The sequence below is a fragment of the Chitinophaga sancti genome, from assembly GCF_034424315.1.
GTDB lineage: Bacteria > Bacteroidota > Bacteroidia > Chitinophagales > Chitinophagaceae > Chitinophaga > Chitinophaga sancti.
This window is the reverse complement of sequence record NZ_CP139972.1, coordinates 7714725-7741414: the sequence shown is the minus strand read 5'-3', so window position 1 is coordinate 7741414 and position 26690 is coordinate 7714725. Positions and strand designations below refer to the sequence as shown.

The following is a 26690-nucleotide window of genomic DNA, read 5'->3' as shown; positions in this document are numbered from 1 at the left end:
ACGTGTATTTTTCTTTATTCTTATATCCATGATCATTTAAAACTACTTTATAGCCTGTAAGCGCACGCAGGCATAGAACGAACTAATTTTAGACTGCAATTAAATAACCTTAGACATTAAAATGGTATGTCAGTTTTTCAACTGAACAATGGGTATCCTTTGAGTACACATGAAGTAAAAGACTTTGCAAGTGATCTGTCGTTATATAGTATACCTTACCAGGAATGCGGGCATTGGCTGGAGGTTGGCGATTGTGAATTGCGGAATAATTTCACTTTATACATCTCTGTGCTTTCGCAGCAAGCCCAATCTTTACTTCACCAGGTAATACCGGTGTTGAAGACGTATGGGGTATCTTTCCGCTTGTTGAAAAACGACAAGCTGGTAGATCAGAGTAATGGCCTGTCATTGGGTATTAAAGAGGCAGGCAAGGTGATTGTGATTTATCCGGCACATGCGAAACAGGCCATAAAACTGGCCCGGGAGCTGGAGGCTGTAACGGATTCATTCCTGGGCATTACCCCGTATGACAGTCTTCGTATAGGCAAGGTGTTATATACGGAGTTGGATACCGGTATTTCGTATCATATACCTGCTAAATACCGCAACAGTCGGCGAAAGGGCATCATTGGAAAGTACTATGTACCTATTAAATTATTGCGTTTTAATCCGAAGGGAGACATTTACCTCGGGGTGAATATAAAGCAGTTTTCATTTACACATTGCATTATTAAACAAGCGAAAGCGGCATCTTATATAGACCGTTACGGAAGAGAATCTGCACATAAGTTATTCTGGCAGAAGACTGTGCTGGAGCAAATACAGCATGAATTGCCGGTACCGCAGGTAATTGATTTTTGTAATAAGGGGGAGGATCATTTTTTGGTGACGGGATATATCAACGGCCAATCATTGCCGGATAGATTAAAGGGGATTAATAAGGACCGCATCTGGCGGGAGCTTGAGTTAGCTGACAAAGTAAAAATCCTTGGATATTTTCTTCAGATAGCGGAGATCATTAAACGATTACATGAGCTGGGATATCTACATCGGGATATACAGGTTAATAATTTCATTATCCGGGAGGATAAGGTTTACCTGCTGGATTTCGAGTTAGCATATTATATGCCGGCAGGTACACCTGATCCACCATTTGGATATGGAACTATAATGTTCATGTCGCCACAGCAACGGCGATGCGAGCAGCCGGCGCCGGAAGATGACATTTATTCGATGGGGGTGGTATTAGCTTATATGATTCTGAACCCGGTTGATCAGGAGAGTTTTTCAGGGAATATATATAACGCGCTGGTAAATGCAGGACTGGAAATTGCTTTATTGGAAGTAATTACTAATTGTCTGGACCCTGCTCCTGCCAACCGACCCTCTCTTTCCTCAATAATAACATTATTAAAGACGGGCATCATACCGGAGAAGATAGAACTGGTTTAAATAAAGACTATGAAAACTAGAACACTGTTCTTTAATACAGTATGCCTGTTGTTTATTAGTATGTTTGTATATGCGGCTGTGAGTAAGTGGATGGAATTTAATGTATTTGTTTCACAGATGCACAAGCAGCCGTTTCCTGCTCAATTTTTGCCTTTGCTGGTATGGGGCATCCCTTTCACCGAGATATTTGTATCATTCTTATTGAGTGTGGATAAGACACGTTTGATGGGATTGAAGATAGCGACGGGGATGATGATACTGTTTACAGGTTATATTATTCTGATAGAGTTAAGATATTTTGGAAAGATTCCATGCTCATGTGGTGGCGCCATTGTTCAGTTCACGTGGGTGCAGCATCTTTATTTCAATTTGTTTTTTGTATTGGCAGGAGCCATTGCTCTGTTGCTAATTAGGAATACTAAAGCATTACCCCGGTAACCAATTAAAAGTGTATTAGTTTGGAATGACTGTCGCAGTTCGTAAGATGATTACGGAGGGGATGGGTACGTCTCATGCTAATGGCAGCTTAAGCGCTTTTTTTCTGTCACTTTAAACATTTAATCTTATGAACAAACTTAAATTAGCATTCGCAGCACTGGCTGCTTTAGTTGGGGTAGGAGCAGCTTACGCAATGAAAGCAAAACCTGATGTAAGAGCGGAGAATCATTATTGGGTTACGGTTAATGGAACAACTGTATTATTTGGAACAACCGCTAACGCTGAACTCAATTGTCCTGGTACAGGTTTATTTTGTTTAAGGGCTACGGATAATCCTAATTTGATTGTAAGCAAAGCAAATTAATCTGCTTAATAAAGGCGCCTGTGGTAACTACACAGGTGCTTCCTTTTAATTATAGCCAGGATTTTGTGTTAGCTTGGGATTCAATTTCAATTCCACATCAGGCACGGGGTATAAGGTGTCGGTATCCTTCCATGATTGTTTTCTGCTAACCAATACACTAGTAACTGTCTTCTCTCTCTTCAGATCAAACCAGCGAGCGCCCCATTCCGCAAACAATTCTGTTTGCCGTTCTTTTTGAAGGATTTTGAATAAACTATTAACATCAATGCCAGGATTAGTTTGTGCAATCAAAGGTAATCCTGCTCGGTTACGAATGCTATCAAGATCGATAATAGAGCCAGCGAGATCATTTAAATGTGCTCTGGCTTCTGCACGGATTAAATATTGTTCCCCCAGGCGAAGCACCATTACATATTCAGTCACGGCATAGGTAGGACCGAAATTGATCCTCAATTTATACTTATATGGAAATGTATAAACCACCCCATTAACAGTTTTCCTTCCAATCCAGTTGGCTGCTCTTTTATCACCGGTTTCAAATGCACTTAGTAAATATTCGGTTAATGAATACTGAGGTAGAGATGTACCATTAGGGCTGGGAACAAACTGTGCACCTTCTGTGGTATTGTACCCATTTTCATAAGGCATGAATTGTAGAATAGCCTCTTTACTATCATACAAAAATACCCTGTTCAGGTCTTTTTCTAATCTATAAGTTCCAGCATTAATTACCTGCCCTGAAGCACTTTCTGCATCCGCCCAATCTCCTCCGTATAAATATAATTTCGCCAGCAATGCTTTGGCGGCCCATTTATTTACTCTTATCCTATTATTGCCGGGATAATTATCCGTGAGCAATTCCGTGGCTTTAAGCAAGTCTTCTTTAATCTGTGAAAGGATCTTAATTGTAGGTGTTCTTTTTAATCCGGCATTTTCCTCATAATTTGTAGAAATGACTAAAGGTACATCTCCAAAAAGCTGGATCATTTGAAAATAGGTCAACGATCTCAGAAAATAACATTCTCCTAATAACTGATTGCTTATAACCTCTGAAAGTGCGGTGCTATTCGAAATACCTTCAATACAGGCATTCGCCTGATAAATTAATGTATATCCATAATACCATAGATATAGTCTATTAAAATTACTTGTTGTAGATATTGAATTGATATAATATTCCTGCATGCTGTTGCTGGAACTAGTAGGTTGAATTTCATCAGCAGATAAACCGGCACAAATAGTCAACCCTCCATTCAACAAACTGGGAAAGGATGCCATTATCCTGGCATAAATGCCTGTAACTGCAGACATAGCTGATGTATCATGTGAAAATACTGTCTTCCCATTCTCACTATTTTCAGGATCGCCCACATCAATTAATTTATTACAAGCTATAGCATAAATTGCCAGCAATATTATAAGATACTTTTTCATCTTCTGGAATTTATTATAAAACGAGCTCCAATCCTACTGTTACAATCCTTAATGTAGGGAGTGAAAAATAATATGGAGTTTCCGGATCCAGCCCCTTATAATTGGTCAATGTAAATAAATTTTGGCCTTGTAAATAACACCTTAAACCAGACAACTTCATCTTCTTTATCAATTTCGGATCTAAGGAATATGACAATGAAATATTTTTAACTTTCAAAAAGAAATTATTTTCATACACCGCATTCGAATACCATATTTGGTAGCTCTGCGACTGCCCGTTTATGACATTGTTGCTTACATAACGTTGTACTTGCGTTTCATCTCCCGGGTGTTGCCATCTATCTAACACCCATCTAGATTGATTTGCTAAGGTTCCCGGAGACATTAAATTGAAGAAAGCTGCATAAAAATAATTAGGAATAGTCTGTTTTCTTAAGGTCATAAATACATCCAGCCTAAGCCCCTTATATTGAAAAGTATTTCCAATACCTCCATAAAACCTGGGATCGAGATTTCCTACATTTCTATAATCCTGATAATCTAATTTTCCATCTTTATTTACTTCCTCGAATTTGTATAGCCCATCAGTTTTATCCACACCTGTACTATGATAAAGCTTCAATACATTCAACGGATATCCAACAGAATAATAAAGTGCAATAGTATAATTATCCAAATCGGGGAATGCAACTAACGTATTTTTTGGAAAAGTTATATTAGCATTCATTCTCCAACTAAAATGATACCGTTTCAATACTTCCGCCGTCATATCAAATTCCCATCCGGTATTCTTTACAATGACACCTTCATTTTTAATCACATTCATAAAACCCGTCTGAGAAGGCAATCTGAATGCGATAATCTGTTTATCATTTGTACTACTAAAATAGGCCAGCGTCGTTATAAGCTTATTATCCCACAACCCAAGTTCAAGTGCAGTTTCTATTTTCTTACTTCTCTCCCAGGAAAAATTAGGATTAAATAAAGCCTCTGGAATCATCGGTAAATTATTCTGGTAGGTTCCCGGAAAATTATTTGACGACCAGGTATCCAAATACCTATAATCCCCAATCTGATCATTTCCCGAAATCCCATAACTCCCTCTCAATTTCCCATAATTCAAAAACTCCAAATTATCCTTCACAAACCCTTCATTACTAAACAACCAGGCACCACCCACAGAACCAAAATTCGACCACCGCTTTCCCGGACCAAACCTACTCGAGCCATCCCTTCTCGCCGAAAGATTCAATATATACCTGTCTTTATAATTATAAATTATCCTCCCAAACAACGCCGCATATTTATACTTCGATGCGTACTTTCCAGTCATAGAAATTGCCGTTGCTGCCGAAAGATCATCCAGCTTATTATCATCCGTATACCCCCTCCCATCTAACACGATATTCGTATTCGAACTATACTGCCAGGTTGTTCCTATCAGGGCATTGATCTTTCCAAACTTAAACGTATTCGTATAATCCAACTGAGGCTCCACAATACAACTCTTAATCTCCTGCGTACCAAAAGTTGCCCCGCCAAACGATGCGGAATCACTATCCGGATTCCTGGCTATAATCGGGAACTGCGAATTCTCACTATCCCTATACCTGTTTACACCTGCAGACAATAAGAAATTTAAACTATCCACAATCCGGTATCCCAGCTTCATACTTCCCAGCAAATTCCCTGTCTTAATCGTATACTTCCTATACAGATCTGCGATAGGATTACTGTACTCCGCTCCATTTTCCGCCCACACCAATTTTCCATTTGCATCCTTCGGACCCGGTGCATTCGGTGGCGCCATCGTACCTAACAAAGTACCATCAAACATCTGGTTCTTGTCTTTCCCATACTTCCCGCTAAAATCGAAACTCAATTTCTTATTCCTGGATAGATAAGTGACCGAAGCATCGCCTGTTCCCCGCAGATAAGGCATATCCATATTCATATCTTTCGGAAATACAGATGTACTATTCAGAAAACTTCCACTCAATCTATATTGAAACACTTTGCTTCCACCACTCAGCGCCAGATTCAGATTCGTAATATTGGCTGTTCCACCAATAATAAATTTTTGCCAATCCCGGTTCCTCGCCTGATCCCAGATCAACAAATCAGGTGCATACCCTGCATTCCCTTCCTGGTTATTCGCTGTGAGCCCATCATTTGCAAACGCTTCTTTCCGCATGGCCATATACTGGTCCTTTGACAATAGATTGCCCAGCCCAGGTACCTTACCCATCCCTTTATTCAATTTCAGCTGCAACGAGGTCTTCCCTTCTTTCCCTCTCTTTGTGGTTATCAGCATCACCCCATTAGCCCCCCTGCTGCCATAGATCGCTGTAGCATCTGCATCCTTCAGGATCTCTATACTTTCTATATCTTCCTTATTCAGATTATTGAAAGGACTGATCCCTCCTGCATCAAAGTTTTGTACTGCAATCGATCCTAATAGGTTGATCGTCTTACTCGAAATATATGGCACACCATCTATGATATACAGCGGATCAGAACCATTCGCAAATGAATTTCTTCCCCTGATCTGCACGGAAAAACTCGTTCCATTCACACCACTTGAAGGTGTCACTGCTAGTCCGGGAATACGGCCTTCCAGGACACCTAAAATATTTGCAACCGGTTGCCGGGAAATCTCACCTGAAGATACTTTTCCAATGCTACCTGTATTCGTTCTGCGGGTAGTCAAACCATAAGCCATCACGACCGTTTCATCCAGGATATTATTAGCCAAGACCAGTTTTATGCGAATCGAATCGACAGCATTCACTGCTGTCTCCGATGGTTTATACCCCGTATAAGTTGTGTAAAGCACCAAATCTTCCTGCCCGGTTATAAAAGAAAATCGCCCTGTCTCATCTGTCGTTCCTCCAAGGCTAGTGCCGCTGATGCGAACTGTAGCTCCGGGCAAGACCATTTCTTTTTCATCCATCACTATACCTGTTATGACATTCGTTTTTCCTGAGATCATCTTTGCAATTGCATTCGGAGCTAAAGGGACCAGCGGACCAGACCTGCTGAACACGACCTGATTGCCCGTCACCGTCCAGGTAAACCCCTGCCGGCCCAGCAATTCAGTCAATATTTGTGTAACTGAATAATCTTTGACGGAGATAGAATAATGAGCTGTTACATCCAGCTGATTGGCGGAAGCAACGAAGCGCAAGCCGGTCGAAGAAGTGATCAGCTTAAGTATGACTTTTAATGATTTATTAGATGCCTGGAGATCCATCCGCTTATTCAGCATCTTATTCACATCGGACGGTCCTGGAGTTTGTGCGCTCGTGGGTATGCCCGCTCTCAGTAAGAATAGCAGGCAAAGTACCAGGTAACCAGCACCTTTTGCCGCAAGAATATGTTTCATATTATATTGGGATCTTCTCGGCAGGGATCAGTAGATAATTTGGACAACTACACTGGGGCATTATAGACAATTCTGATCGCCAAAAAGTATGATTCTACGTGGAAATTTAATCATTTTTACACTCTTTACGACATTCTGAAAAATTAACTATTTTTGTTAAGAATGATTCCACTAAAACAAGCCCCAAATAATCATAAATATACCAAAGCTTCAGGAAATGTAATCGAGTAATAAAATCCGAACATGATGATTCAAGAGCAGGACGTTAAGCTATTTCAGCTTATTAAAGAGGGAAACGAACTGGCATACGCTGAGATATATAAAAAATATCGCAGAGATGTATTCGTTGCTGCCTTCCGCATTCTGCGTAATATTCATGATGCGGAAGATGTAACACAGGAAGTCTTTATTACCCTATGGAATAAAAGAAAAGGTATTGATGTAAATGTTGCTGTCCGGGCATACCTCACCCGCATGGCAACAAATAGCTGTTTGAACAAATTGAAGCATGACACCAACCTAACGAAACGCAACCAAAAATATTCTGACCTTCATGCTGAAGCTCAGTCCGGCGAAAAACCAGATAGTGAACAAATCGATGACATCACCCGGCTTATGCAGGAACTGCCTGACAAAAGCCGCAGAACAGTGGAAATGGTATTTATTGAAGGTCGTCCGCACAAGGAAGTGGCCAAAATTGTAGGTATTTCAGTCAATACTGTCAAGACGCAATTGTACTCCTCACTCAAGATTATCCGCAACAAACTACAGTTAAAATAATTTTTTTTCCTCCACTCATACTTTTGGGAAATTAGGTTTGTCTATAATTATATCAACTATGGATCTGGAAGCTATTGACATACAGACATTGATCGTGGCAGACATACTGGGGACGATCACACCGGACGAAAAAACTCAACTGGACAAGTTGATGATCGACCGGCCGGAATTGCAAGCGCTGTATAATGAGATTCGTGAGGATATGGAAAGTGAAAATATTATCGCCCATGCAGATGGCAGTACTTCAGCAGCAGAGTTGATCTTTAAAGCCAAAAGACGCGGGCGGAACCGCTATATAAGGTCCTTTGCCGCCGCGGCCTGCTCTATTGGACTTGTTGGCGGACTGTCATATTATATATTGACATCGAAACAACAGCCAGCAAGCCTGGCATCCTGGGAGGATGGTGAAACTATTTTATTGAAAATTGGCCAGCAGGAAATTAATCTGGAGAAAAATGTAGCTACCAATGTAAATGGCATTGCATTTCATCCTGAAACCGGCTCGCTCACCTTTAGCTCTTTGAACAGTACCACTCACGATCTGGGCATATTGACCGTGCCAAGGGGTAAAAACAATTATAAAGTCGTACTGGATGACGGATCAGAAGTATTATTAAATAATACCTCCCGCATCTCCTTCCCGCTGAAATTTGACGGGTCCAAAAGAGAAATCAGTATAGACGGAGAAGCTTATGTAAAAGTCTCCCCAAAGGCAGGTCAGCCCTTTATCGTACACCTTCCTCATAACAGGCAGGTAGAAGTATTGGGAACAGAATTTAACATCAACACGTACGATAGCGGTATCGCTAAGATCTCTCTTGTACAGGGTAGCGTGCAGGTGGCAGAAGGCGAAAGCCATGCGCTGCTCACACCTGGCAAAGCCGCCACCATCGATGCACAACGGATAGCTGTCAATACATTTGACGCAGAAGAAGTGCTAGGCTGGAGAGATGGTATCATCGTATTCCCTGACAATGTCACTATCGAAAAGATTGCAGAAGTAGTAGGCAGAAATATGAAGGTGAAGATCATTGTGGAAAAATCTGCAGCGGGTAAGAAATTTATTGGTGTAATACTGGATAAAAGCAAACCTATTAGCCACTTATTACAACAATTAACAGACACCAAAGAAGTGACTTATAGTATTTCAAAAGATGGAGTGATACATATTTTGTAAAACTCCCCCTCCTATGCAAACCCTCAGCATTCATTGATAACGAGATAGTTCCTCATAATAACCAAGCTTGCCCTGAACCATTGGGCAATTATATAGCTTTCGTCGTTTGTTAACCCCTCTTTTTACGACAAAGCAGCAACCCGAATCAGAGCGGGGAGCAACGCAATAGAAGGCCACCTTCCCGGGTTGGCCTTCATCATTTTATATAGGTATGCTGCGCTTTTTAAGCTGGCATACTGCCAGGTAGCCGCAATAAAAAAGGTTCCCTTACCGGAAACCTTTTCAATAAAATAAGTTCGTAGATCACGCGCTAAACAATAATGACTTCCACCCCCATATTTTCAATATCCCGCATCATAGCCGGGCTAATTCCATCATCTGTAATAATCTGATCGATATCACTCAGCGGACAGATCTTTCCAAAGCCCCGCTTGCCAAACTTAGTAGAATCCGTTACAATGATGGTCTTCTGGGCCGTACGGATCATCGCTTTATTGAGTAGCGCTTCCATCATATTTGAGGTAGTACAGCCCTGTTCCATATCGATACCATCTACCCCCAGGAATAATTTACTACAGGTAAAATGGTCCAGGATCCCTTCAGCATAAGTGCCGGTGACTGATGTAGATGTTTTACGCACAATTCCTCCCAGCTGCACAATTTCAATATTAGGCTTGTCCAGCAGTGACATGGAAATATTCATGGCAGAAGTGAGTACGGTCACCCGCATGTCTTCCGGGATGGCTTTCGCTACCTGCAATACAGTTGTGCCCGATGCAATAATAATGGCGTCATCAGGTTCTATCATTTCTGCTGCCCGCTTGCCAATGCGGATCTTCTGATCGGCGAGAATATTTTCCTTTTCGTTTACGTTCCTGTCTTTTGTATAAGGATTAGCCCTGCTTATATTCCCGTGTGTACGAAACAATAAATTCTTGTCCTCCAGCATTTTAAGATCCTTACGGATGGTCACCGCCGATACGTCCAGGGCCTCAAAAAGATCAGCTACCCTTACATTCCCTTCAGCCTGCAAGCGTTCTAAGATATAGGCATGCCGCTGTGCCATAGATTCGAATTTCATAACTCTGGCTTGGTATTAAATTGGTAAAATAGTAACTGGAAAGTAATACAAGGCTGACTTTTTTCCTAAAAAAAACATAATTCCGAAGAAAAATTTGGAAATAATAACAAAACGAAACATCTTTATACAAGGAAAAGAAACATTTAGAAAGTTTCTTTTTGTTTAAACTCCTTACTTTATGAACAGAATGCAGTTAATATCGGACCTATCCTCAACTAAGTCATGGGATGTTATTGTTATTGGCGGCGGTGCAACGGGTCTGGGCATTGCGATGGATGCTGCTACCAGGGGATATAAAACCCTGCTGGTAGAGCAGGCCGATTATTCCAAGGGTACTTCGAGCAAGGCTACTAAACTCGTGCATGGTGGTGTGCGCTATATGGCGCAGGGAGACCTTGGACTGGTAAAAGAAGCCTGCCACGAGAGAGGCCTGTTACTGAAAAATGCGCCTCACCTTACCAAAAACGAAACTTTCGTAATTCCTAATTACTCCCTTTTCAATAACCTGAAGTATACCATTGGCCTGAAATTTTATGACCTGCTGGCCGGAAAATTAAGCCTGGGTGCTTCTAAATATATCAGCAAAAAGAAAACTATTGAGGCCCTGCCCACAATCCGGCAGGAGGGGCTAAAAGGTGGCGTAGTATACCATGATGGCCAGTTTGACGATAGCCGCCTGGCACTGAACATTGCCCAGACAGCCATCGAAAACGGTGCGACCGTTCTGAACTATGTAAAGGTTACCGGCTTACTGAAAGATAACAATAAGAAAGTGAACGGGATTATAGCGAAGGACATCGAAACCGGCGAAACTTACGAAGCAACTGGTAAAGTGGTGATCAATGCCACCGGTGTGTATGTAGATAACATTCTGCACATGGACCGCCCCGATGCTCCCCACATGGTTCGCCCAAGCCAGGGGGTACACATTACCCTGGATCACTCCTTCCTGCCAGGCGATAACGCACTCATGATTCCAGAAACGGACGATGGCCGTGTTTTGTTTGCTGTGCCCTGGCATGGTAAACTGATCGTAGGTACTACTGATACCCTGCGCGATCACCCCGAACTGGAACCGCATGCACTGGAGCAGGAAATCGAGTTTATTCTCAACACCGCCGCCAAATACCTGGTAAAAAAACCAACCCGTAAAGATGTGCTGGCAGTATTTGCTGGTTTACGTCCGCTGGCTGCACCAGGTAAGGATGGTGCCAAAACAAAAGAAATCTCACGTAGTCATAAAATCATTGTATCTGAATCAGGCCTGATCACTATTACCGGTGGTAAGTGGACAACTTTCCGCAGAATGGCACAGGATACAATAGATAAAGCTATCGAAACAGGTGTGCTGCCTGCAAAGGAATGTAAAACCGAACACCTGCCTATTCACGGTTATGTGCAGGCGAGCGATGAAAAAGATCCACTGCGTTTTTATGGCGCAGATATGACTGCTATCAATCAATTGGTTGCGGCAGATCCTTCACTTGGAGAACTGCTTGTACCTAACTTTCCTTATAACAAGGCAATGGTTATCTGGGCGATCAGGAATGAGTATGCCCGCCGTGTGGAAGATATACTGGGACGCCGTCTTCGCTTACTCTTCCTGGATGTACATGCAGCAATCGCTGCCGCACCAGTCGTTGCACAATTATTAGCCAGAGAATTAAATAAAGATGCCGCCTGGATACAGGCAGAGCTCAAAGATTTTGAAATACTTGCAAAAGGATATACGCTGAATTAATTCAGCGTATGCCTCACCACGTTATACTTATACAATTTTAGCGTATTCCCCGAGGGGAGTAAAGCAGCAGCATTGACTGCTTCATTGGAACAAAATTTCAGTATCCCCAAGAGGGAAGTAACGGCGGCCGCCCGCTCTTTGGAACAAATTAAAAACTGAGGTATGAACAAGAACGAAAAATTCATCCTGGCTCTCGACCAGGGTACCACGTCTTCACGCGCTATTATTTTCGATCACAACGGGGAAATCAAAGCGATTGCCCAAAAGCCTTTTGAACAGATATTTCCACAACCTGGATGGGTGGAACATGATGCCAACGAAATCTGGGCTACACAGTCTTCTGTAGCTGCAGAAGCCGTCGCCAAAGCAGATCTGAACGGTACGAACATCGCTGCCATCGGTATCACCAATCAGCGTGAAACTGCAGTGGTATGGGATCGTGAAACAGGTACGCCTATCTACCATGCCATCGTATGGCAGGACCGCCGCACAGCTAAATACTGTGATGAGCTGAAAGAGAAAGGCTATACCGATATGATCCGTGAAAAAACAGGCCTGGTAATAGACGCTTATTTCTCTGGTACAAAAGTGAAATGGATCCTGGACAATGTACCAGGCGCACGAGAAAAGGCGGAAAAAGGTGAACTGTGTTTCGGTACGATCGACAGCTGGCTGGTATGGAAATTTACCCGTGGCCACATGCACATCACAGATGTGACAAATGCTTCCCGCACGCTCCTCTTCAACATCCACACAATGCAGTGGGATCAGGAACTGCTGGACCTGCTCACAATTCCCGCCAGCATGCTGCCTGAAGTAAAACAAAGCAGCGAAATCTATGGCGAAACTGCCACTACCCTTTTTGCTTCAAAAATTCCGATTGCAGGTATTGCCGGTGACCAGCAGGCAGCCCTCTTTGGACAGATGTGTGTAGAAGAAGGGATGGCTAAAAATACTTATGGTACAGGATGTTTCATGTTAATGAACACTGGTAACAAACCTGTGTATTCCAAAAATAACCTGCTCACGACTGTTGCCTGGAAAATCAATGGTGAAGTGACTTATGCGATGGAAGGTAGTGTATTCGTAGGTGGTGCAGCTATTCAATGGTTACGCGATGGTCTGGGGATCATTCATAGTTCTGCTGACAGTGAAACACTTTCTGCCTCTGTGAAAGATAATGGTGGTGTTTATTTTGTACCTGCATTGACAGGTTTAGGTGCTCCTTATTGGGATCAGTATGCACGTGGTGCCATCTTTGGTATTACCCGTGGTACAACCGCCGGCCACATAGCCCGCGCAGCACTGGAAGGTATTGCTTTCCAGGTGTATGACCTGCTGAAAAGCATGGAGTCTGACTCCGGCAAGCAGTCTACCGAACTGAGAGTAGATGGAGGTGCAGTAGCGAACAATACGCTGATGCAGTTCCAGGCAGATATCTTTGGTAGTAATGTAGTACGTCCGAAAGTACTGGAAACAACTGCCCTGGGTGCTGCATACCTGGCAGGTCTGGCGGTAGGCTATTGGGATAATATTGATGAAGTGAAAAAGCAATGGTCTATTGACAGAACATTCAAGCCTGAGCTGGATGGAAAGGACACTGAACAACTGCTGGCTGACTGGAAGAAAGCGGTAGAACGCACCAGGGGCTGGGCTAAGGATTAATCAATAAGAGCGCCTGACGCCGTAAGTACCTTACGGGGCAGGCTATACTGAAACTAAATAAATTTCACCTATTCCACTTTGAAAAAATGTGTACGATAACCAGTTATGAAAAACACCTGCACAATAGTTTCAGAGGAAATAGCACCACTAAATTAATCATCAAGTTATGACACCGTTTATTGCAGAATTTATAGGTACCGCATTGCTCATTCTTTTGGGCAATGGTGTGGTCGCGAATGTGGTATTAAAAGATACGAAAGGAAATGGCGGCGGATGGATTGTTATTACCACAGCCTGGGGCCTGGCCGTATTTGTTGGTGTGTGTGTAGCAGGTCCCTATACCGGCGCGCATTTGAATCCGGCAGTTACATTGACTATGCTGATATTAGGAAAGATCACAACGGCAACAGCGCTCGTATATTGGGCTGCCCAGTTGCTGGGAGCCATGGCAGGCGCATTCCTGGTATGGGTATTTTATAAAGACCATTTTGACCGCACAGCAGACGGACCTACTAAACAGGCCGCATTTTGCACTGCGCCTGCTGTGAGAAACCCGGGCCGCAATTTCATCAGTGAAGTGATTGGTACTTTCGTACTGCTAATCACGATCCTCTACTTTACCGATCCAAAAATAGGAGACACACAATCTATCGGCATGGGTTCCATGGGAGCCTTGCCAGTGGCTTTCCTGGTGTGGGTAATTGGCCTGTCACTGGGAGGTACTACAGGTTATGCAATTAATCCGGCAAGAGACCTGGGTCCAAGGATTGTACATGCGCTCCTGCCATTTAAGCAATCAAAAGCTGGTGCAGACTGGGGTTATGCCTGGGTACCGGTGCTTGGACCTGCTGTAGGTGCAACGCTGGCGGCTTTATTGTTCATGTATTTAAAATAAGAATCGAAATGAGAAAGTTATTGATTGCAACCTTCACGGTTGCATGCGGGATATTCTTTGTCCAAAAAGTAAGTGCGCAGGATAAGGATACAGCTACTACTACTAAAAAATATGAGCCGTTTGGATTGAATTTGCAGGTGAGGAATTTATACTTGTGGCGTGGGTTTAAGGTATCTAATGCACCGATCTCTGATGTGGATATGTATTACAAATCAAAGAACGGGCATTGGCAGGCAGGATTCTGGGGTGGTGCGAGTTTTACAGGTGATTATAAGGAGTTTGATTACTATGTGAAGTATATGAATAAAGGGTTTAGTGCGGCGATCTGGGATATTAACAACTTCAGCGATTATCCGAATGCTGATTTGTTTGATTATAAAAAGGGTACGACTTCACATTTTGTCGATGTAGGGATTGCTTATACATTCCAGCAGATGAAATTGCCCCTAACACTGAGCTGGAATACGATTGTGCTGGGCAGGGATACGTATTACAAGGCAGATAGTAGTCTGGCGAATGCGTATTCACATTATGTACAGGTGGACCAGGTGTTGTTTGCGGATGATGTGTATAATGTACATGCGTTTGTAGGAGGAGGATTTTCTTTTAGCGGGGATAAGAGTTTTTATGGGAACCATCCGAACGTGGTAAATGCAGGGATTACGGTGAACAGGGATTTGACGATATTTAAATACCATATTCCTGTTTCAGCGACGGCGATGTTCAACCCGGAGAAGAAGTATGGGGCTTTGCAGTTGATTGCGAATATATTTTAAGTTAGAGAGAGGTTACAATAATTCTAAATCGTAAGTTTAAATTGTCAAGAAAGTCGTTTCCGCCTTTGGCAGAAGCGACTTTCTTGCGCATGCGTGGCCTGCGGCCGGCTGACAAAATTTAATTATGTTTGATTTTTAAGTTGGCGAAATCACCGTCGGAGCCATTGCCGACCCAGAGGCCAAGCTTACCGGTATTCTTTTTATTCAATGAGGTGACGGAGAGACAAAGGGTGTTATTCACATAAGCTTTGATAGATGTACCTTCTACCACCACCTTCACATGAAACCAGTTATTAGGGTCAGGAGGGGTTGCCAGTTTATTTTCATACACACCGGGGTGCTCATCCCTCAATCGCTCCCATCCATATAATGTATCCTGCACATATTGCACCATGTGCATACTGGCCAGGCTATCTGTAGCTACAAAATTAAAAGGACGGAAGTAAACGGCTTCACAATCATCCTTTGATATACCATGAAAAGCGACACCAATAAAAGAACCTTGTTTTACATTTTTCCCTCTCAGATCTATTTCAATGGTTCCATTTGTAAATGTGACATCTTTTACCCAGGCAATACCTGATCCTTCGGCCGCAGAAAGGTGTACACCAGCCTTTTCTTTTAATGCAGAAATAGTTCTGTTTTCCGGAACCAGCTTACTCTTTTGTTGTGCAATGGCAGGGCTAAAAGCAACAAGTAACAAAGCAATGCTCAATTTGATATTGTTCATAAGCGGTAGTGGTTTGCTATCCCATGAAAATAAACTAACTTAATTATGTAAAAAAAAGAAAAACGAATGATACCCATTGGCATATCATCAGGCAACTCCTGCCCTTCTACCCAACCACCCCATACCCTGCTTGCAGCTGACATAGGCGGTACCAAATCAAACCTGGCACTTTACAAATACGACGGCAGCAAGCTCGCCCTTACAAAGGAAGAAAAATACCCCACAAAAGATTTTAAAGGTCCTGATGCGATCATTAAAAAGTTCCTCGGCAACGAAGCCCTTCCGGATCGTATTTGCCTTGGCGTAGCCGGGCCCGTTCAGGAAGGGAAGGCAAAGATCACCAATGTACCCTGGGAAATCGATGCGGAGGAATTGTCTGCTCAATTCGAAAAACACCCCGTTTTCATAGTGAATGACCTGGAAGCAAATGCATATGGCCTGGCAACGCTGGAACAAATTGATATTCATCCACTTCATACCGGGAAGGAGCAGCAGGGCAATATCGCCCTCCTCTCACCAGGTACTGGTTTAGGTGAAGCGGGTTTATTCTGGGATGGTACGCATTATTTCCCCTTTGCAACTGAAGGCGGGCACTGCGATTTCTCTCCCATTACAGAACTGGACGATGACCTGCTGGTGTACCTCCGCAGAAAATATGGTCATGTAAGCTGGGAAAGAGTGCTCAGCGGCCCCGGCATCGTGAATATTTTTAATTTCCTGAAAGAAGAAAGAGACATGGATGCTCCAGGCTGGTTGCTGGACCGGATGGCCGTTCATGATGTAGCGGCGGAAATCAGTGAAAATGCTGATACGGTCGCTATCTGTGTGGAAACCATGCGCATTTTCTTCCGCTACCTCGCTACCGGGGCCGGCAACCTTGCGCTAAAGATGAAGGCAACAGGTGGGATCTATATCGGGGGCGGTATTGTGCCAAAAAATATAAAGAAAATTGATTACGGTGCTTTCATGAAAGCCTTCCGGGAAAAGGGCCGGATGAAGCCCTTGCTGGAAGATATCCCGGTACATATTATCCTCAATGAAAAGACGGCTTTAACGGGGGCCGCCTGGTATGCTATCAATAAGTGCTGAGTTATATTACAATTTTTCCCTATTTTTACTCCAACACAATCAATCACATACCTATGAAAACCGCATATTTCTTACCGGTGCTGTTGTTAAGCATCTGGTGCAAGGCGCAGGGGCCTTATCCCTATACCGAAAAAGGCAAATGGGGCCTGACTGATAAGAACAAAAGTGTACTGCTGAAGCCACAATTTGATACCATTGATGTATTCAGAAACGGTTTCGCCCGGGTAGAAAGTAATAAGAGAGTGGGCCTGATCAACACCAGTGGTGCTGTTTTGGTAAACCCATCTTATACGAATATCACCAATGCTTTTCAGGACTTTACCGCTATTGCAAGAAATATCAAAGGCTACCAGATCATAGATATCCGCAATGACAAACCAATAGGCGGCCTGTTTACAGACATTTTGCCGGAAAGATCCAGCTATCCCAAGGGTAGTTATTACTTCGTGAATAAAGATGGCAAAATGGGCATCTTTGACGCACAGACGGGCAAAATGCAGGGTGGTAAGTTCAACCAGGTTACCGGCTTCAATGATGCAGCGCTGGATCAATACGCGCTCGTCACTTTAGGTGATACCTATGGTGTGGTAGACGTAACCAGCGGCAGGGAAATTCTGAAACCGGAATACGATGATATTGAAGAGGTGTACTCAGGCAATACCGTGTATGTAGCGGCAAAAAAAGGCGATGATAAAGTGTTTTACTATGATGCCGGTTTCCACAACGCCTCTCCGGGCAATGTACAGGATAAACCAACTTCCGCTATTCCGGCAGAAAGCGAAGTGCTGAATAAGAGAGCAAAAGATATGTATATCTATAAACTTGGCAGTGGCAAATGGCGAGTTGTGCTTGAGAACCGGGAAACCAACAATTACAAAGGACTGGATAGTACGGATCTGAATGGATATACCGACCTGGAATACCTTTCTTATTATCCAAATGATAATCGTTTCCCTACCAAAATCAAAGCAGTAAAAGATGGTAAAACAGGGGTGATCGATATGCGAGGCAAGGTACTGTTACCATTTGTTTTTGATGATGTTCATTTCAGGGAAGATATGGTGGGTCGTTATGCCTTCATTGAAACTTATATGGGAGACAAGAAAGGCGTGGTGGTTGCTGCTGACATGAAAGAACTGAAAAAGCCGGTGCTGAAAGCGATCCTGGATGAAGATCGCGACAGGAATGCGCTGCTGATAGAGATGCCTAACGGCCAGAAAGGTTATATGGACAAGAATACAGGAGAAATTTTCATTCCTGGTATAAAGGAATAAAGATATGGACTAGCTGTTGTCTATTGCAACAGCTAGTCTTCTAAATTCTGAAGGCGTATGCCCCACGTTCTTCTTGAAAAACATATTAAAATTAGGCTGGTCAGAAAACCCCACCACATAGCTGATATCCTGCACATACCAGTCCGTTTCCAGCAATAAATTCTTTGAAACATCCAGCAAGCGCCTACGGATATGTGAGCTCACATTTTCACCTGTATATCGCTTTAGCAAAGTATTCAGGTAATTGGGATGCAGTTCCATTATGGCAGCAAATTCTTTCACGGTTCTCATCCTGACGGGAGATGCAAATTTGATCTCGGCAATTGTTTCATCCAGCAGGGAAAAGAACTGGTCTACATGGTTAAATTGGTCTGTAATGTGTAGCATAGTCATGTGGGTTGCGAACGAAACAAAGGTCGGTTGAATCAGGAATTGCGTGTTTGTAGAAACACGATCTTTTGTTGGCGCTTTAATGGCTTTTTCTGATAAAAGATGATGCTTACGATATTTCGTTAATTTTTACAGATATACGAATAGTCCTAATAATGGAGGTTATTGTTTGGTGGCTTTATTGCCATCCCAGGTATAGACTTCTCTTTTCACGGTTTTGCTTTCTACTGTTTCACCGTCTTCCCCATATTGCTCGCTGACCATTAGTTTCAGGATTTTACCGGGTTGGCCACCCACTTCTTTCGGAAAGATCAGGGTTTCGGTATAGGCAAAGGCACCTGCATCGAATGTATTGCTTTTGCCTGGCAGGGTCAGTAGTTTATTCCCATTCCAGCCAAAGTAGTAGTAATCAGTAGGCAAGCCACAGGCATCGCCACTAAAGTTGAGGCGGAAGATCTCTTTTACACTATCCAGGCCCATTTCTCCCAGTAGTTTGCTCTCGCTGCTTCTTGCATTTTCTCCACCCGGTACTGTCCATTCTTTCATGTCAAGTATGCGATGATCTTTATCCAAAGCTTTGATACGTACGGTCAGGGTTTCTTCATTTTCAGATACGACTGATCTTTTCTCTAACCCATATACGAAAGTGGTTCCATCTTTTGTCAATGTATTCAGGGCCAGCAGACCTACCCATACATATCCTTTCACTTCTTTGCCTGCCGTTGTGTAATGTGTTTTCAGCCAGGCAGTTGTCATGCCTTTCATGGTGAGCGGATTGGCGGTGATCACCTCATCTACAATTACCGGACTACCGGGCAATAATGAATCTACTATTGTTCCCTGTACAGAAGGGCTGCTACGGATGTAGGCTTTGTCAGCATATACGGAGAGGGAGCTACCTTTTTCCAGCGGCCACAGGGAATATTCCAGTCTGTCAGCTGTTTGCGCAATAGCAGGAGCCATGGCAGCCAGCAATAATGAGGTAAGGATGATCTGTTTCATATGAGGCGCAAAAATATGTTTTTTTATCATCATCTTTTTTATACTTTACCGCATTGGTAGCGGATCATTTTGAATCTTATTAAACCGGCGACAGGTGGATCCGGATGATTTTGGGAAAATATAAAATTCAAACAGGTACCCGAGCTACGTTAATTTATTAAAAACAGGTCTCAATGAAGAAAGTCATGCTGAGTGCACTCCTATGCATATGGGGGATGGTATTACATGCACAGGTCAAAGTTTTTTCCAGGTACAATTACTATCTCGCTGAAAAAGAGGGTAGTATCATCTGCATACTCCCCGATCAGGGTAATTACAAACTGAATTTATCGTTAGGCTCCGACAAAATTGAAACGACTGCTAAAGCAGAAGGGCAGCGACTTTCCAGCCGGTTCAACCTGGATGTCTTACCCATTGGCAACACTACGCTGCATTATGTATTGGAGAAAGAGAACGCAACTGTGCAAAAAGGAGACATCTCAATTACCAAACTGGCACCTAAAGCAAATGCAGTACAGATAGATCAATTGACAGGAGGACTAATCGCTGACGGATTACCATTCTTCCCCTTTGGATTTTATTGTGTTCCGGTAGGTGATCTGCCTGAACGGGAAGTGACGCATGGCTTTAATATGATTGGAGTATACCAGGAAAATCTACCTGAAGGTATGGCGGAACGACGGGCTTATATGGATCGTTGTGCACAGGTAGGAGTAAAGGTGCAGTATGGTGTAAACTCACTCGTAGGCAGTGGGCACAATGGTGATAAAGGGCTGGATAAAACAGAACAGGAAAAACTCGCTTTATTAAAAAGCGAAGTACTTGCATTCAGGGATCATCCTGCCTTGCTATCTTATTACATTAATGACGAACCAGATGGGCAGGGCCGCCCACCGGCTGTACTGGAAGCAGCTTACCAGCTGATCCGGGAACTGGATCCTTATCATCCTGTATCGATTGTATTTATGATGCCGCAGAAGGCGAATGACTTCAGGAATACAATGGATATAGCAATGACAGACCCCTACCCTATTCCCGGGCCGGCAGATAAAGTGATGGATGACCTTACACAATATGCGAAAGCCTATCAATATGAAAAGTCTGTATGGCTGGTGCCTCAGGCATTTGGCGGACAGGAAATGTGGAACCGGGAACCAACGGGTGCAGAGATCAGGTTGATGACTTATATGGGATTGATCGGCGGCGCAAAGGGTATTCAGTATTATGTACATGCACCCGGCAATTTGAATCCGCAATCAGTATCTGCCTGGTCTTCAGCCAGCAATGTGGCAGTGGAAACGGCACAGATGACCTCCTTTTTGCTCTCTGCAGATCAGGCTCCTGCGCTGCATGCAGATGATCCTAAAATTCTGACGAAGGCTTTTTCTTACCAGGGAAATACTTTGCTGATCGCTGTGAATAATGAGAATAAACCCAAAGCATATACGCTGACAACAGAGATGCATAAGAATGCGAATGTGGAGTGCTGGTTTGAAAACAGGGAAGTAGCCATGGAGAACGGAGTTGTGCATGATATCATCGATGCATATGGCACCAGGGTATACCTGATTCGTGGCAATAACCCGTCTGCTATTCCTGCTGATAACATGACACTGAATCCCGGTTTTGAAAAGATTGTCAGCCCGGGCTTGCCCATTGGCAGTAATGTAAGCAGTACCAGTCATCGCAAAGCAGATGTAGGCGCCTCTTTCTTTGCAGATCCCCGTGAGCATGCAGAAGGGATGTTTAGCCTGCGACTGATCACACCTGTGGATAGCGGTGGGAACAAAATCAGGCTGGTACCGATGGTGATGACGAAGGGGAACAGCTATACGGTATCTATCAGGGCGAAAGCCAAAGCACAGGAACATATGCCTTCTTTCCGCATTGCCGTTGATGCCATGGAGCAGGATCATACCTTTACACTAACGTCTGAGTGGAAGGAATATAATTTCACTTTCCAGGCGCCGGTATCTTCTACGACTGCAATTCTCTCGCTGGAACTGATTCAGCAGGGTACTGCCTGGTTTGATGTGCTGACAGCCAGTCCTGACCCTGTGATCACTTATAAAATTAATGCGGATCATACAGCCACGGTGCAGATTAATACCAATTCTAACAAGGAGATCCGGTATGCTGTGAATCAATTGCCGGATGGGCAGTCTGCATTATATACCCAAGCGTTTCCGGTTCATGTAGCGGGTATGATTTCAGCAGGTATTTTTGAGCATGGCAGGCAGATAGCTGGTTCAGGTATTTTTGTGCCGGTGAACCTGGCGCTGGGTAAGAAAGTGAGCATTGCACAGGCATATGCACCACAGTATGCAGCGCATGGCGATAGTACGCTGACAGATGGGATAATGGGTACGACTGCTTTCAAATGTGGCAAGTGGCTGGGCTTCGGTGGTAAAGACCTGGATGCAACGGTGGATATGGAGACTGTAACCCCGACGAAAAGGGTAATTGCAAGTTTTCTCTGTGATCCTAACAGTGGAATTTTCCTGCCAAAAGAAGTAGCCGTATATACTTCCAAAGATGGGAAAAACTATAAACTGGCAGGAAAGGTCTATAATAACAAAAATGTGCGGGGAGAACCTTATTTACAACGATTTAGCATTCCGGTGAAGGGAAGTGCACGGTATATTAGGGTGACGGGGAAGGCTTTTGGAGCCATACCGGAGGGTTATCTCTTTGTAGGGTCTACTTCCTGGTTATTTACGGACGAGATTCTTGTACAGTAAGCATATAAGAGACGCTTCTGCTTCACGCAGAAGCGTTTTTGTTTTAGACAAAGCCAAACCCATACATATTAAATAAAACTATCTATATTTGCGCTGTCATATACCTATGAAACAATGAATAAATCTTTCCTGATTACGCTGTTCGTAATGATGCAGGCTGTTGCGGCCTTTGCACAACTTACTACCGTAGCCCAAAGCCCTCTTTTCAAAGAACCGGTAGCCGGCTATGGTCGCATTCTACACATGAAAGACGGATCGACCGTTTTTCTGCAAATTACATCCAGAGATGGCTTGTATGTAGACATCTATGATGAGGATAACAAGCCAAAGGCGCAGACTCACATGAAAGCGAATTTTGAAAACCTGCTGGGTAGCTGTGTCAATGCGGTGTTCGAATCCAACAATGACATTACGCTGTTTATCTCAGAAGTGGAATCAAGGCAACCTGTATTGTACCGCATTATCATCGATGGCAAGACCGGTTATATTAAGAAAGATGAGAAACTGATGATGACAAACCGATACGCGTATTTTGCGCAGCCATTTATTACCCAGTATGAACCCGTGACCTCTTTCTTTGTACGCAAGGATCCCAACAGCGAGAACTATGCGCTAGTGATACTGCATAACAATGATCGTTCTGTGAGCGGCAACCTGGAAGTGATCTGGTATACTGGTGCGCATAAAGAGATTGCCAGAGCATATTATGCAAATAGTGATCGTCGCTATAAAAATATTAATTACCTGGACATGGTGGTACTGGGTGATGAGAAGGTATGTCTCTTTGCACATATTTATAACCAGACTGAAGTAGGTGATAAAAAAGGGCAGCTTATTATGGCGACCCTTAGTAAGACAACTGATACACTGGCACTCAGCAAAGTGAATATTGGTGTAAAAAAAGTAATCGACAGTGGCCTGGTTAAATATGATCCGGTGATTAAAAAGATCATCTTTATCGGTTATGCGCATCCGGAAGCGGGGGATGAAGAGACGTATGCTGGCATCTGCGGACTGGTTGATCCAGGCAGGGCTGCTCCGGATCAGGAAATAGATATATACCCGGCTAAGGCCGTTGAAAAAACAAAAGCGCTTGCAAACAGGGCCTTTACCGGAATGCCTCAAAACGTATTTGTCCGCAGTGATGGTGGATTTTCTATTGTATACGAGGAACTGACCCGTAAGCAGGTAAAACCGCTCAATGCTGCGTCTTACGTGTATTGCATCAAAGACTGGCTGGCGGTGCAATCGTTTAATGCAAATGGTCAGGCAGAATATTCCTGTGTAATTCCCAGGCATGCTGAGCTGCGTAACTGGGAGATCTCCGCTTTCAATAATGAGAGAGTATCCAGCAGTGCGCAACCGCTTATTAAGGGGGAACAATACAGGGGTTATGGCTGCTTTCAGTATAAAGACAGGGTATATGTGACGATGAACAATACGGAGGATAACATGAAAAAGGCGGTCCAGGGGAAAGGAGTTGCTTTCTCAACTGTGAGGGATACAGATGGTTACTATTATGTATGTGATGCCAGTAATGAACTGCCGGCATACGCACCGCTGTTTGGCCTGAATGTAAATAAAGATGATGACGGCCATCCATTAGTGATGGGAGTCTCCGACTACGATGCCGATAAGGGTAGGTTTATTACCCTGAAAATGGATAAAAATACTGAGCACAGAGGTGTAAGAGTTGTGTGGTTACAGCCCTGATCATAATCAATGCCCAACTTGAGTTAAGCTGCCTGTCCATGCGACAGGCAGTTTTTTTTGTGCTTATTTGAGAAAGTTCAGAAATATTTTTTCTACTATTATGCAATTCTGTTTTTTTGAGCATCATAACTCCAAACTGAATACCTTGAGATATTTTTTACTCTTGCTATTTTTACCTGTTTTATCAACCGCACAGACAAATGAGGATTATATGAGGCTGGTGAGGAAGGCGGATACATCGCGAAGGGTGTTTGCTTTGCCGCAGAGTAGTGTGAATAGGGATGTGAAAAGGGTGAAGGGAAATCTCAGATATCCCTATTCTACTCAAAGAATTGGAATTGCAGGCAATGAATTCGTGCTGCAGGATTATGTGAAAACGATATCTTTTAGTGGTTCTTACACTACCGCTGTTGCCCTCTGCTGGGCCAATCAGCAACCACGCCTGCAAAAGGATTATGCCCAGGGGCTCAACAATCAATACCTGGGACCTGAAACGGGTACCCTTTTTAGCTATGGTCCTGCTATTGCCGCACTCGAATACGATGGGATTGCTAATGGGTATGATAAAAATGGCCAGCTGGTTCCTAAAGGAAGCGGCAATGGGCGGGCAACAAATGCGTATAATAATGGAATATTGAGAACAGGGATGAATATCAGTAATGATTTCCTGCTGAAGACAACTTATCTCCCATTCACAGGTAATCCATGGTCCCTGGGGCTAAAAGTGGGCCGGGAAGATGATAAAAGCATTATCAGGCTGAATAATAACCGCGAGCAAAAGTTCGGACTGGACCTGGAACATAAGAAAAGAGACCTGCGTATTACCCTCAGTTATGATGATGTATCCGATCACTTTGATTATAGTAACAGGAATGGCTTACTAAACAGGGCGTATCAATATTCACTACTTACACCCCCAAGTTTTGAGAATGCGCAGGGCACTATGATTGGTAATAGCCAGCGTAGTTACAGTATTGGTGCCGATAACCCGCTTTTCCTGCTCCAGGATCACGACAATGGTTTTCGCAGGCATTCCCGTAATGCAAATATTAAAATTGAAAATAAGACTGGTCCATTTAGTTACACCATTGTTTCTACTTACCAGCACGACGACACCAAAAGTACAGAAGTATACGCAGCAGGTACTACAGGATTCCCCAACGGGAGCATGGTACAAAGATATCAGAAAGACAATCGGCTGCTGACGAGGGGGAATGTAAAATATGAAGCGCCCCTATTATTTGACGGGAATTTTAAGAATTCTGTCGAGCTCAATTACAATTATTCAAATATGCACACGGACATCCGGTATCAGGACATCGGACCGGATTACCGATACAAACGAAATGCCCATGAACCGAATCTCACCTATCTTGGCCAATATGATTTATATCCATATACGTTTATGCTCAAGCTAAGTGACCAGGGATATGCCTCTAATACCACCAACAGGCAAAACTTCTGGCTACCCGGAGGGGCTATCGTGCTGATGAAAAATATATATATCAGATACCACGGTACACTTTCAATTGCCCTCAGCTCACATTTCAACCAGTTCAACAGTGAATTACCAATACAGCAATCCCAGGCAGCGCTCAATCTATTGAATTATACTTCCTCAACACTATCAAAATTTTCACCAATAAAAGAAGCAGATTATTATAGTCGTTTACAACCTATTCACCATATGGAATGGGATGTGGAACTGGATGCAGTTTACAGGAAATTCAGAATGACCGTTTCCTACTACCAGCGGCAAACTGATCACGATGTAGTTCCTGTCATCAGCAACGATAATATCCAGTTAAAAAACATTGCCGCTTATATCAATAAAGGCCTGGAAATAACCTTTACACAGTTTGATATTCCTATATTTCAGGGGGCTGGAAGATTCAATAACCGCCTTTCATTTTCTACCAACAGGCATTATATCACATCTGTAGCGGAAGGCTACAACTATACACCCACAGCAGGTCTTAGTGATGTTCATACCGCGCTTGTAGTTGGAGCACCATCCAATGTGATTGTGGGCAGCGCTTATTTGCGTGATGCCAACCATCAAATTGTTACTGATGCAAACGGTCAGGCCATGGTAGATCCTCAACTAAAAGTAATAGGTAATCCAAATCCCAAATTCTACCTGGCATTAACGAACTATTTATCTTACGGTGCATTTGAGCTAGGTGCCACCTGGCAATGGAAAAATGGAGGAGAAAAATGGAATGGAACAGCTGCTATGCTGGATTATTATGGACGCTCCGCCAATTCTGCCATACAGCGAAAAGCAGAGAATATCCCGCGAACGCCGGTAGCTGAAAATTACATTCAGCGAGCGGATTTCCTGCGCCTGAATAATATTTCACTTTCAGTGAAGCGCAGTTTCAAAGGGTACGTGAATAATTTCAAACTAACCGGTTTTCTGCGCAACCTGCTGTTATGGACGCCTTACAAAGGAGTGGATCCGAGTCAATCCATCCTTGACCAGGGTCAAACAAGCGGTCTTGATCTGTTTAACCTGCCAGCCACTACGACAGCGGGTATTGAAGCCACCATTTCATTCTGA

At 43.4% G+C, this 26690-nt stretch carries 20 protein-coding genes; 14 read left to right on the top strand and 6 right to left on the bottom strand.

What is annotated here, in order from left to right; genetic code table 11:
- Nucleotides 1–126 precede the first annotated feature (126 nt).
- From U0033_RS30550 to U0033_RS30540, 3 genes are all read left to right on the top strand, one after another.
- Complete coding sequence (locus U0033_RS30550; RefSeq protein WP_072363798.1) at nt 127–1452, top strand: serine/threonine protein kinase; 1326 nt, start codon at nt 127–129, stop codon at nt 1450–1452.
- A gap of 9 nt (nt 1453–1461) precedes the next feature.
- Entirely contained in the window at nt 1462–1890 is a 429-nt protein-coding gene (locus U0033_RS30545; RefSeq protein WP_072363799.1) for a MauE/DoxX family redox-associated membrane protein, read from the top strand.
- 127 nt (nt 1891–2017) lie between these two features.
- Nucleotides 2018–2254 (top strand): hypothetical protein, encoded by a 237-nt coding sequence (locus U0033_RS30540; protein WP_072363800.1) that lies wholly within the window; start codon nt 2018–2020, stop codon nt 2252–2254.
- A gap of 45 nt (nt 2255–2299) precedes the next feature.
- Here U0033_RS30540 and U0033_RS30535 read toward each other — a convergent pair whose 3' ends face one another.
- Together U0033_RS30535 and U0033_RS30530 are read right to left on the bottom strand one after the other, a co-directional pair.
- Nucleotides 2300–3688, bottom strand: coding sequence for a RagB/SusD family nutrient uptake outer membrane protein (locus tag U0033_RS30535; RefSeq protein ID WP_072363801.1), 1389 nt, complete (start codon nt 3686–3688; stop codon nt 2300–2302).
- 13 nt (nt 3689–3701) lie between these two features.
- The gene (locus U0033_RS30530) at nt 3702–7073 is read right to left on the bottom strand and encodes a SusC/RagA family TonB-linked outer membrane protein (RefSeq protein ID WP_072363802.1); all 3372 of its coding nucleotides are present in this window, start codon (nt 7071–7073) and stop codon (nt 3702–3704) included.
- A gap of 243 nt (nt 7074–7316) precedes the next feature.
- Here U0033_RS30530 and U0033_RS30525 point away from each other — a divergent pair, with 243 nt between their 5' ends.
- Nucleotides 7317–7853, top strand: coding sequence for an RNA polymerase sigma factor (locus tag U0033_RS30525; RefSeq protein ID WP_072363803.1), 537 nt, complete (start codon nt 7317–7319; stop codon nt 7851–7853).
- A 58-nt stretch (nt 7854–7911) separates the two neighbouring features.
- Complete coding sequence (locus U0033_RS30520) at nt 7912–9030, top strand: FecR domain-containing protein (protein WP_072363804.1); 1119 nt, start codon at nt 7912–7914, stop codon at nt 9028–9030.
- 310 nt (nt 9031–9340) lie between these two features.
- Here U0033_RS30520 and U0033_RS30515 read toward each other — a convergent pair whose 3' ends face one another.
- Complete coding sequence (locus U0033_RS30515; RefSeq protein ID WP_072363805.1) at nt 9341–10111, bottom strand: DeoR/GlpR family DNA-binding transcription regulator; 771 nt, start codon at nt 10109–10111, stop codon at nt 9341–9343.
- A 178-nt stretch (nt 10112–10289) separates the two neighbouring features.
- Between U0033_RS30515 and U0033_RS30510 the strand changes: the two genes are divergently transcribed.
- The 4 genes from U0033_RS30510 (at nt 10290) to U0033_RS30495 (ending at nt 15188) form a co-directional block, all read left to right on the top strand.
- Nucleotides 10290–11852 carry a glycerol-3-phosphate dehydrogenase/oxidase gene (locus U0033_RS30510; RefSeq protein WP_072363806.1) on the top strand — a complete coding sequence of 521 codons (1563 nt, stop codon included), beginning with the start codon at nt 10290–10292 and terminating at the stop codon, nt 11850–11852.
- Nucleotides 11853–12014: 162 nt separating this feature from the next.
- Nucleotides 12015–13517 (top strand): glycerol kinase GlpK, encoded by a 1503-nt coding sequence (gene glpK, locus U0033_RS30505; RefSeq protein ID WP_072363807.1) that lies wholly within the window; start codon nt 12015–12017, stop codon nt 13515–13517.
- A 166-nt stretch (nt 13518–13683) separates the two neighbouring features.
- Complete coding sequence (locus U0033_RS30500) at nt 13684–14412, top strand: MIP/aquaporin family protein (RefSeq protein ID WP_072363808.1); 729 nt, start codon at nt 13684–13686, stop codon at nt 14410–14412.
- Nucleotides 14413–14420: 8 nt separating this feature from the next.
- Nucleotides 14421–15188, top strand: a complete 768-nt coding sequence (locus U0033_RS30495; RefSeq protein WP_072363809.1) for a hypothetical protein — start codon at nt 14421–14423, stop codon at nt 15186–15188.
- Nucleotides 15189–15306: 118 nt separating this feature from the next.
- Here the strand turns inward: U0033_RS30495 and U0033_RS30490 are convergent, their stop codons facing one another.
- Nucleotides 15307–15918 carry a family 16 glycoside hydrolase gene (locus U0033_RS30490; RefSeq protein WP_072363810.1) on the bottom strand — a complete coding sequence of 204 codons (612 nt, stop codon included), beginning with the start codon at nt 15916–15918 and terminating at the stop codon, nt 15307–15309.
- Between the two features lie 66 nt (nt 15919–15984).
- Between U0033_RS30490 and glk the strand changes: the two genes are divergently transcribed.
- Both glk and U0033_RS30480 read left to right on the top strand, forming a co-directional pair.
- On the top strand, nt 15985–17007 hold the full coding sequence (gene glk / locus U0033_RS30485; RefSeq protein ID WP_072363811.1) for a glucokinase: 1023 nt from the start codon (nt 15985–15987) through the stop codon (nt 17005–17007).
- Between the two features lie 53 nt (nt 17008–17060).
- Nucleotides 17061–18281: a WG repeat-containing protein gene (locus U0033_RS30480; protein WP_072363812.1), complete on the top strand. Its 1221-nt coding sequence runs from the start codon at nt 17061–17063 to the stop codon at nt 18279–18281.
- A 9-nt stretch (nt 18282–18290) separates the two neighbouring features.
- Here U0033_RS30480 and U0033_RS30475 read toward each other — a convergent pair whose 3' ends face one another.
- Together U0033_RS30475 and U0033_RS30470 are read right to left on the bottom strand one after the other, a co-directional pair.
- Entirely contained in the window at nt 18291–18668 is a 378-nt protein-coding gene (locus U0033_RS30475; protein WP_072363813.1) for a helix-turn-helix transcriptional regulator, read from the bottom strand.
- A gap of 165 nt (nt 18669–18833) precedes the next feature.
- The gene (locus U0033_RS30470; RefSeq protein WP_072363814.1) at nt 18834–19673 is read right to left on the bottom strand and encodes a hypothetical protein; all 840 of its coding nucleotides are present in this window, start codon (nt 19671–19673) and stop codon (nt 18834–18836) included.
- A gap of 173 nt (nt 19674–19846) precedes the next feature.
- Here U0033_RS30470 and U0033_RS30465 point away from each other — a divergent pair, with 173 nt between their 5' ends.
- The 3 genes from U0033_RS30465 to U0033_RS30455 all read left to right on the top strand — a co-directional run bounded on the left by U0033_RS30465 (nt 19847) and on the right by U0033_RS30455 (nt 26690).
- On the top strand, nt 19847–22414 hold the full coding sequence (locus tag U0033_RS30465) for a carbohydrate binding domain-containing protein (protein WP_072363815.1): 2568 nt from the start codon (nt 19847–19849) through the stop codon (nt 22412–22414).
- A gap of 114 nt (nt 22415–22528) precedes the next feature.
- The gene (locus tag U0033_RS30460) at nt 22529–24127 is read left to right on the top strand and encodes a hypothetical protein (RefSeq protein ID WP_072363816.1); all 1599 of its coding nucleotides are present in this window, start codon (nt 22529–22531) and stop codon (nt 24125–24127) included.
- Nucleotides 24128–24338: 211 nt separating this feature from the next.
- Complete coding sequence (locus U0033_RS30455; protein ID WP_143150852.1) at nt 24339–26690, top strand: hypothetical protein; 2352 nt, start codon at nt 24339–24341, stop codon at nt 26688–26690.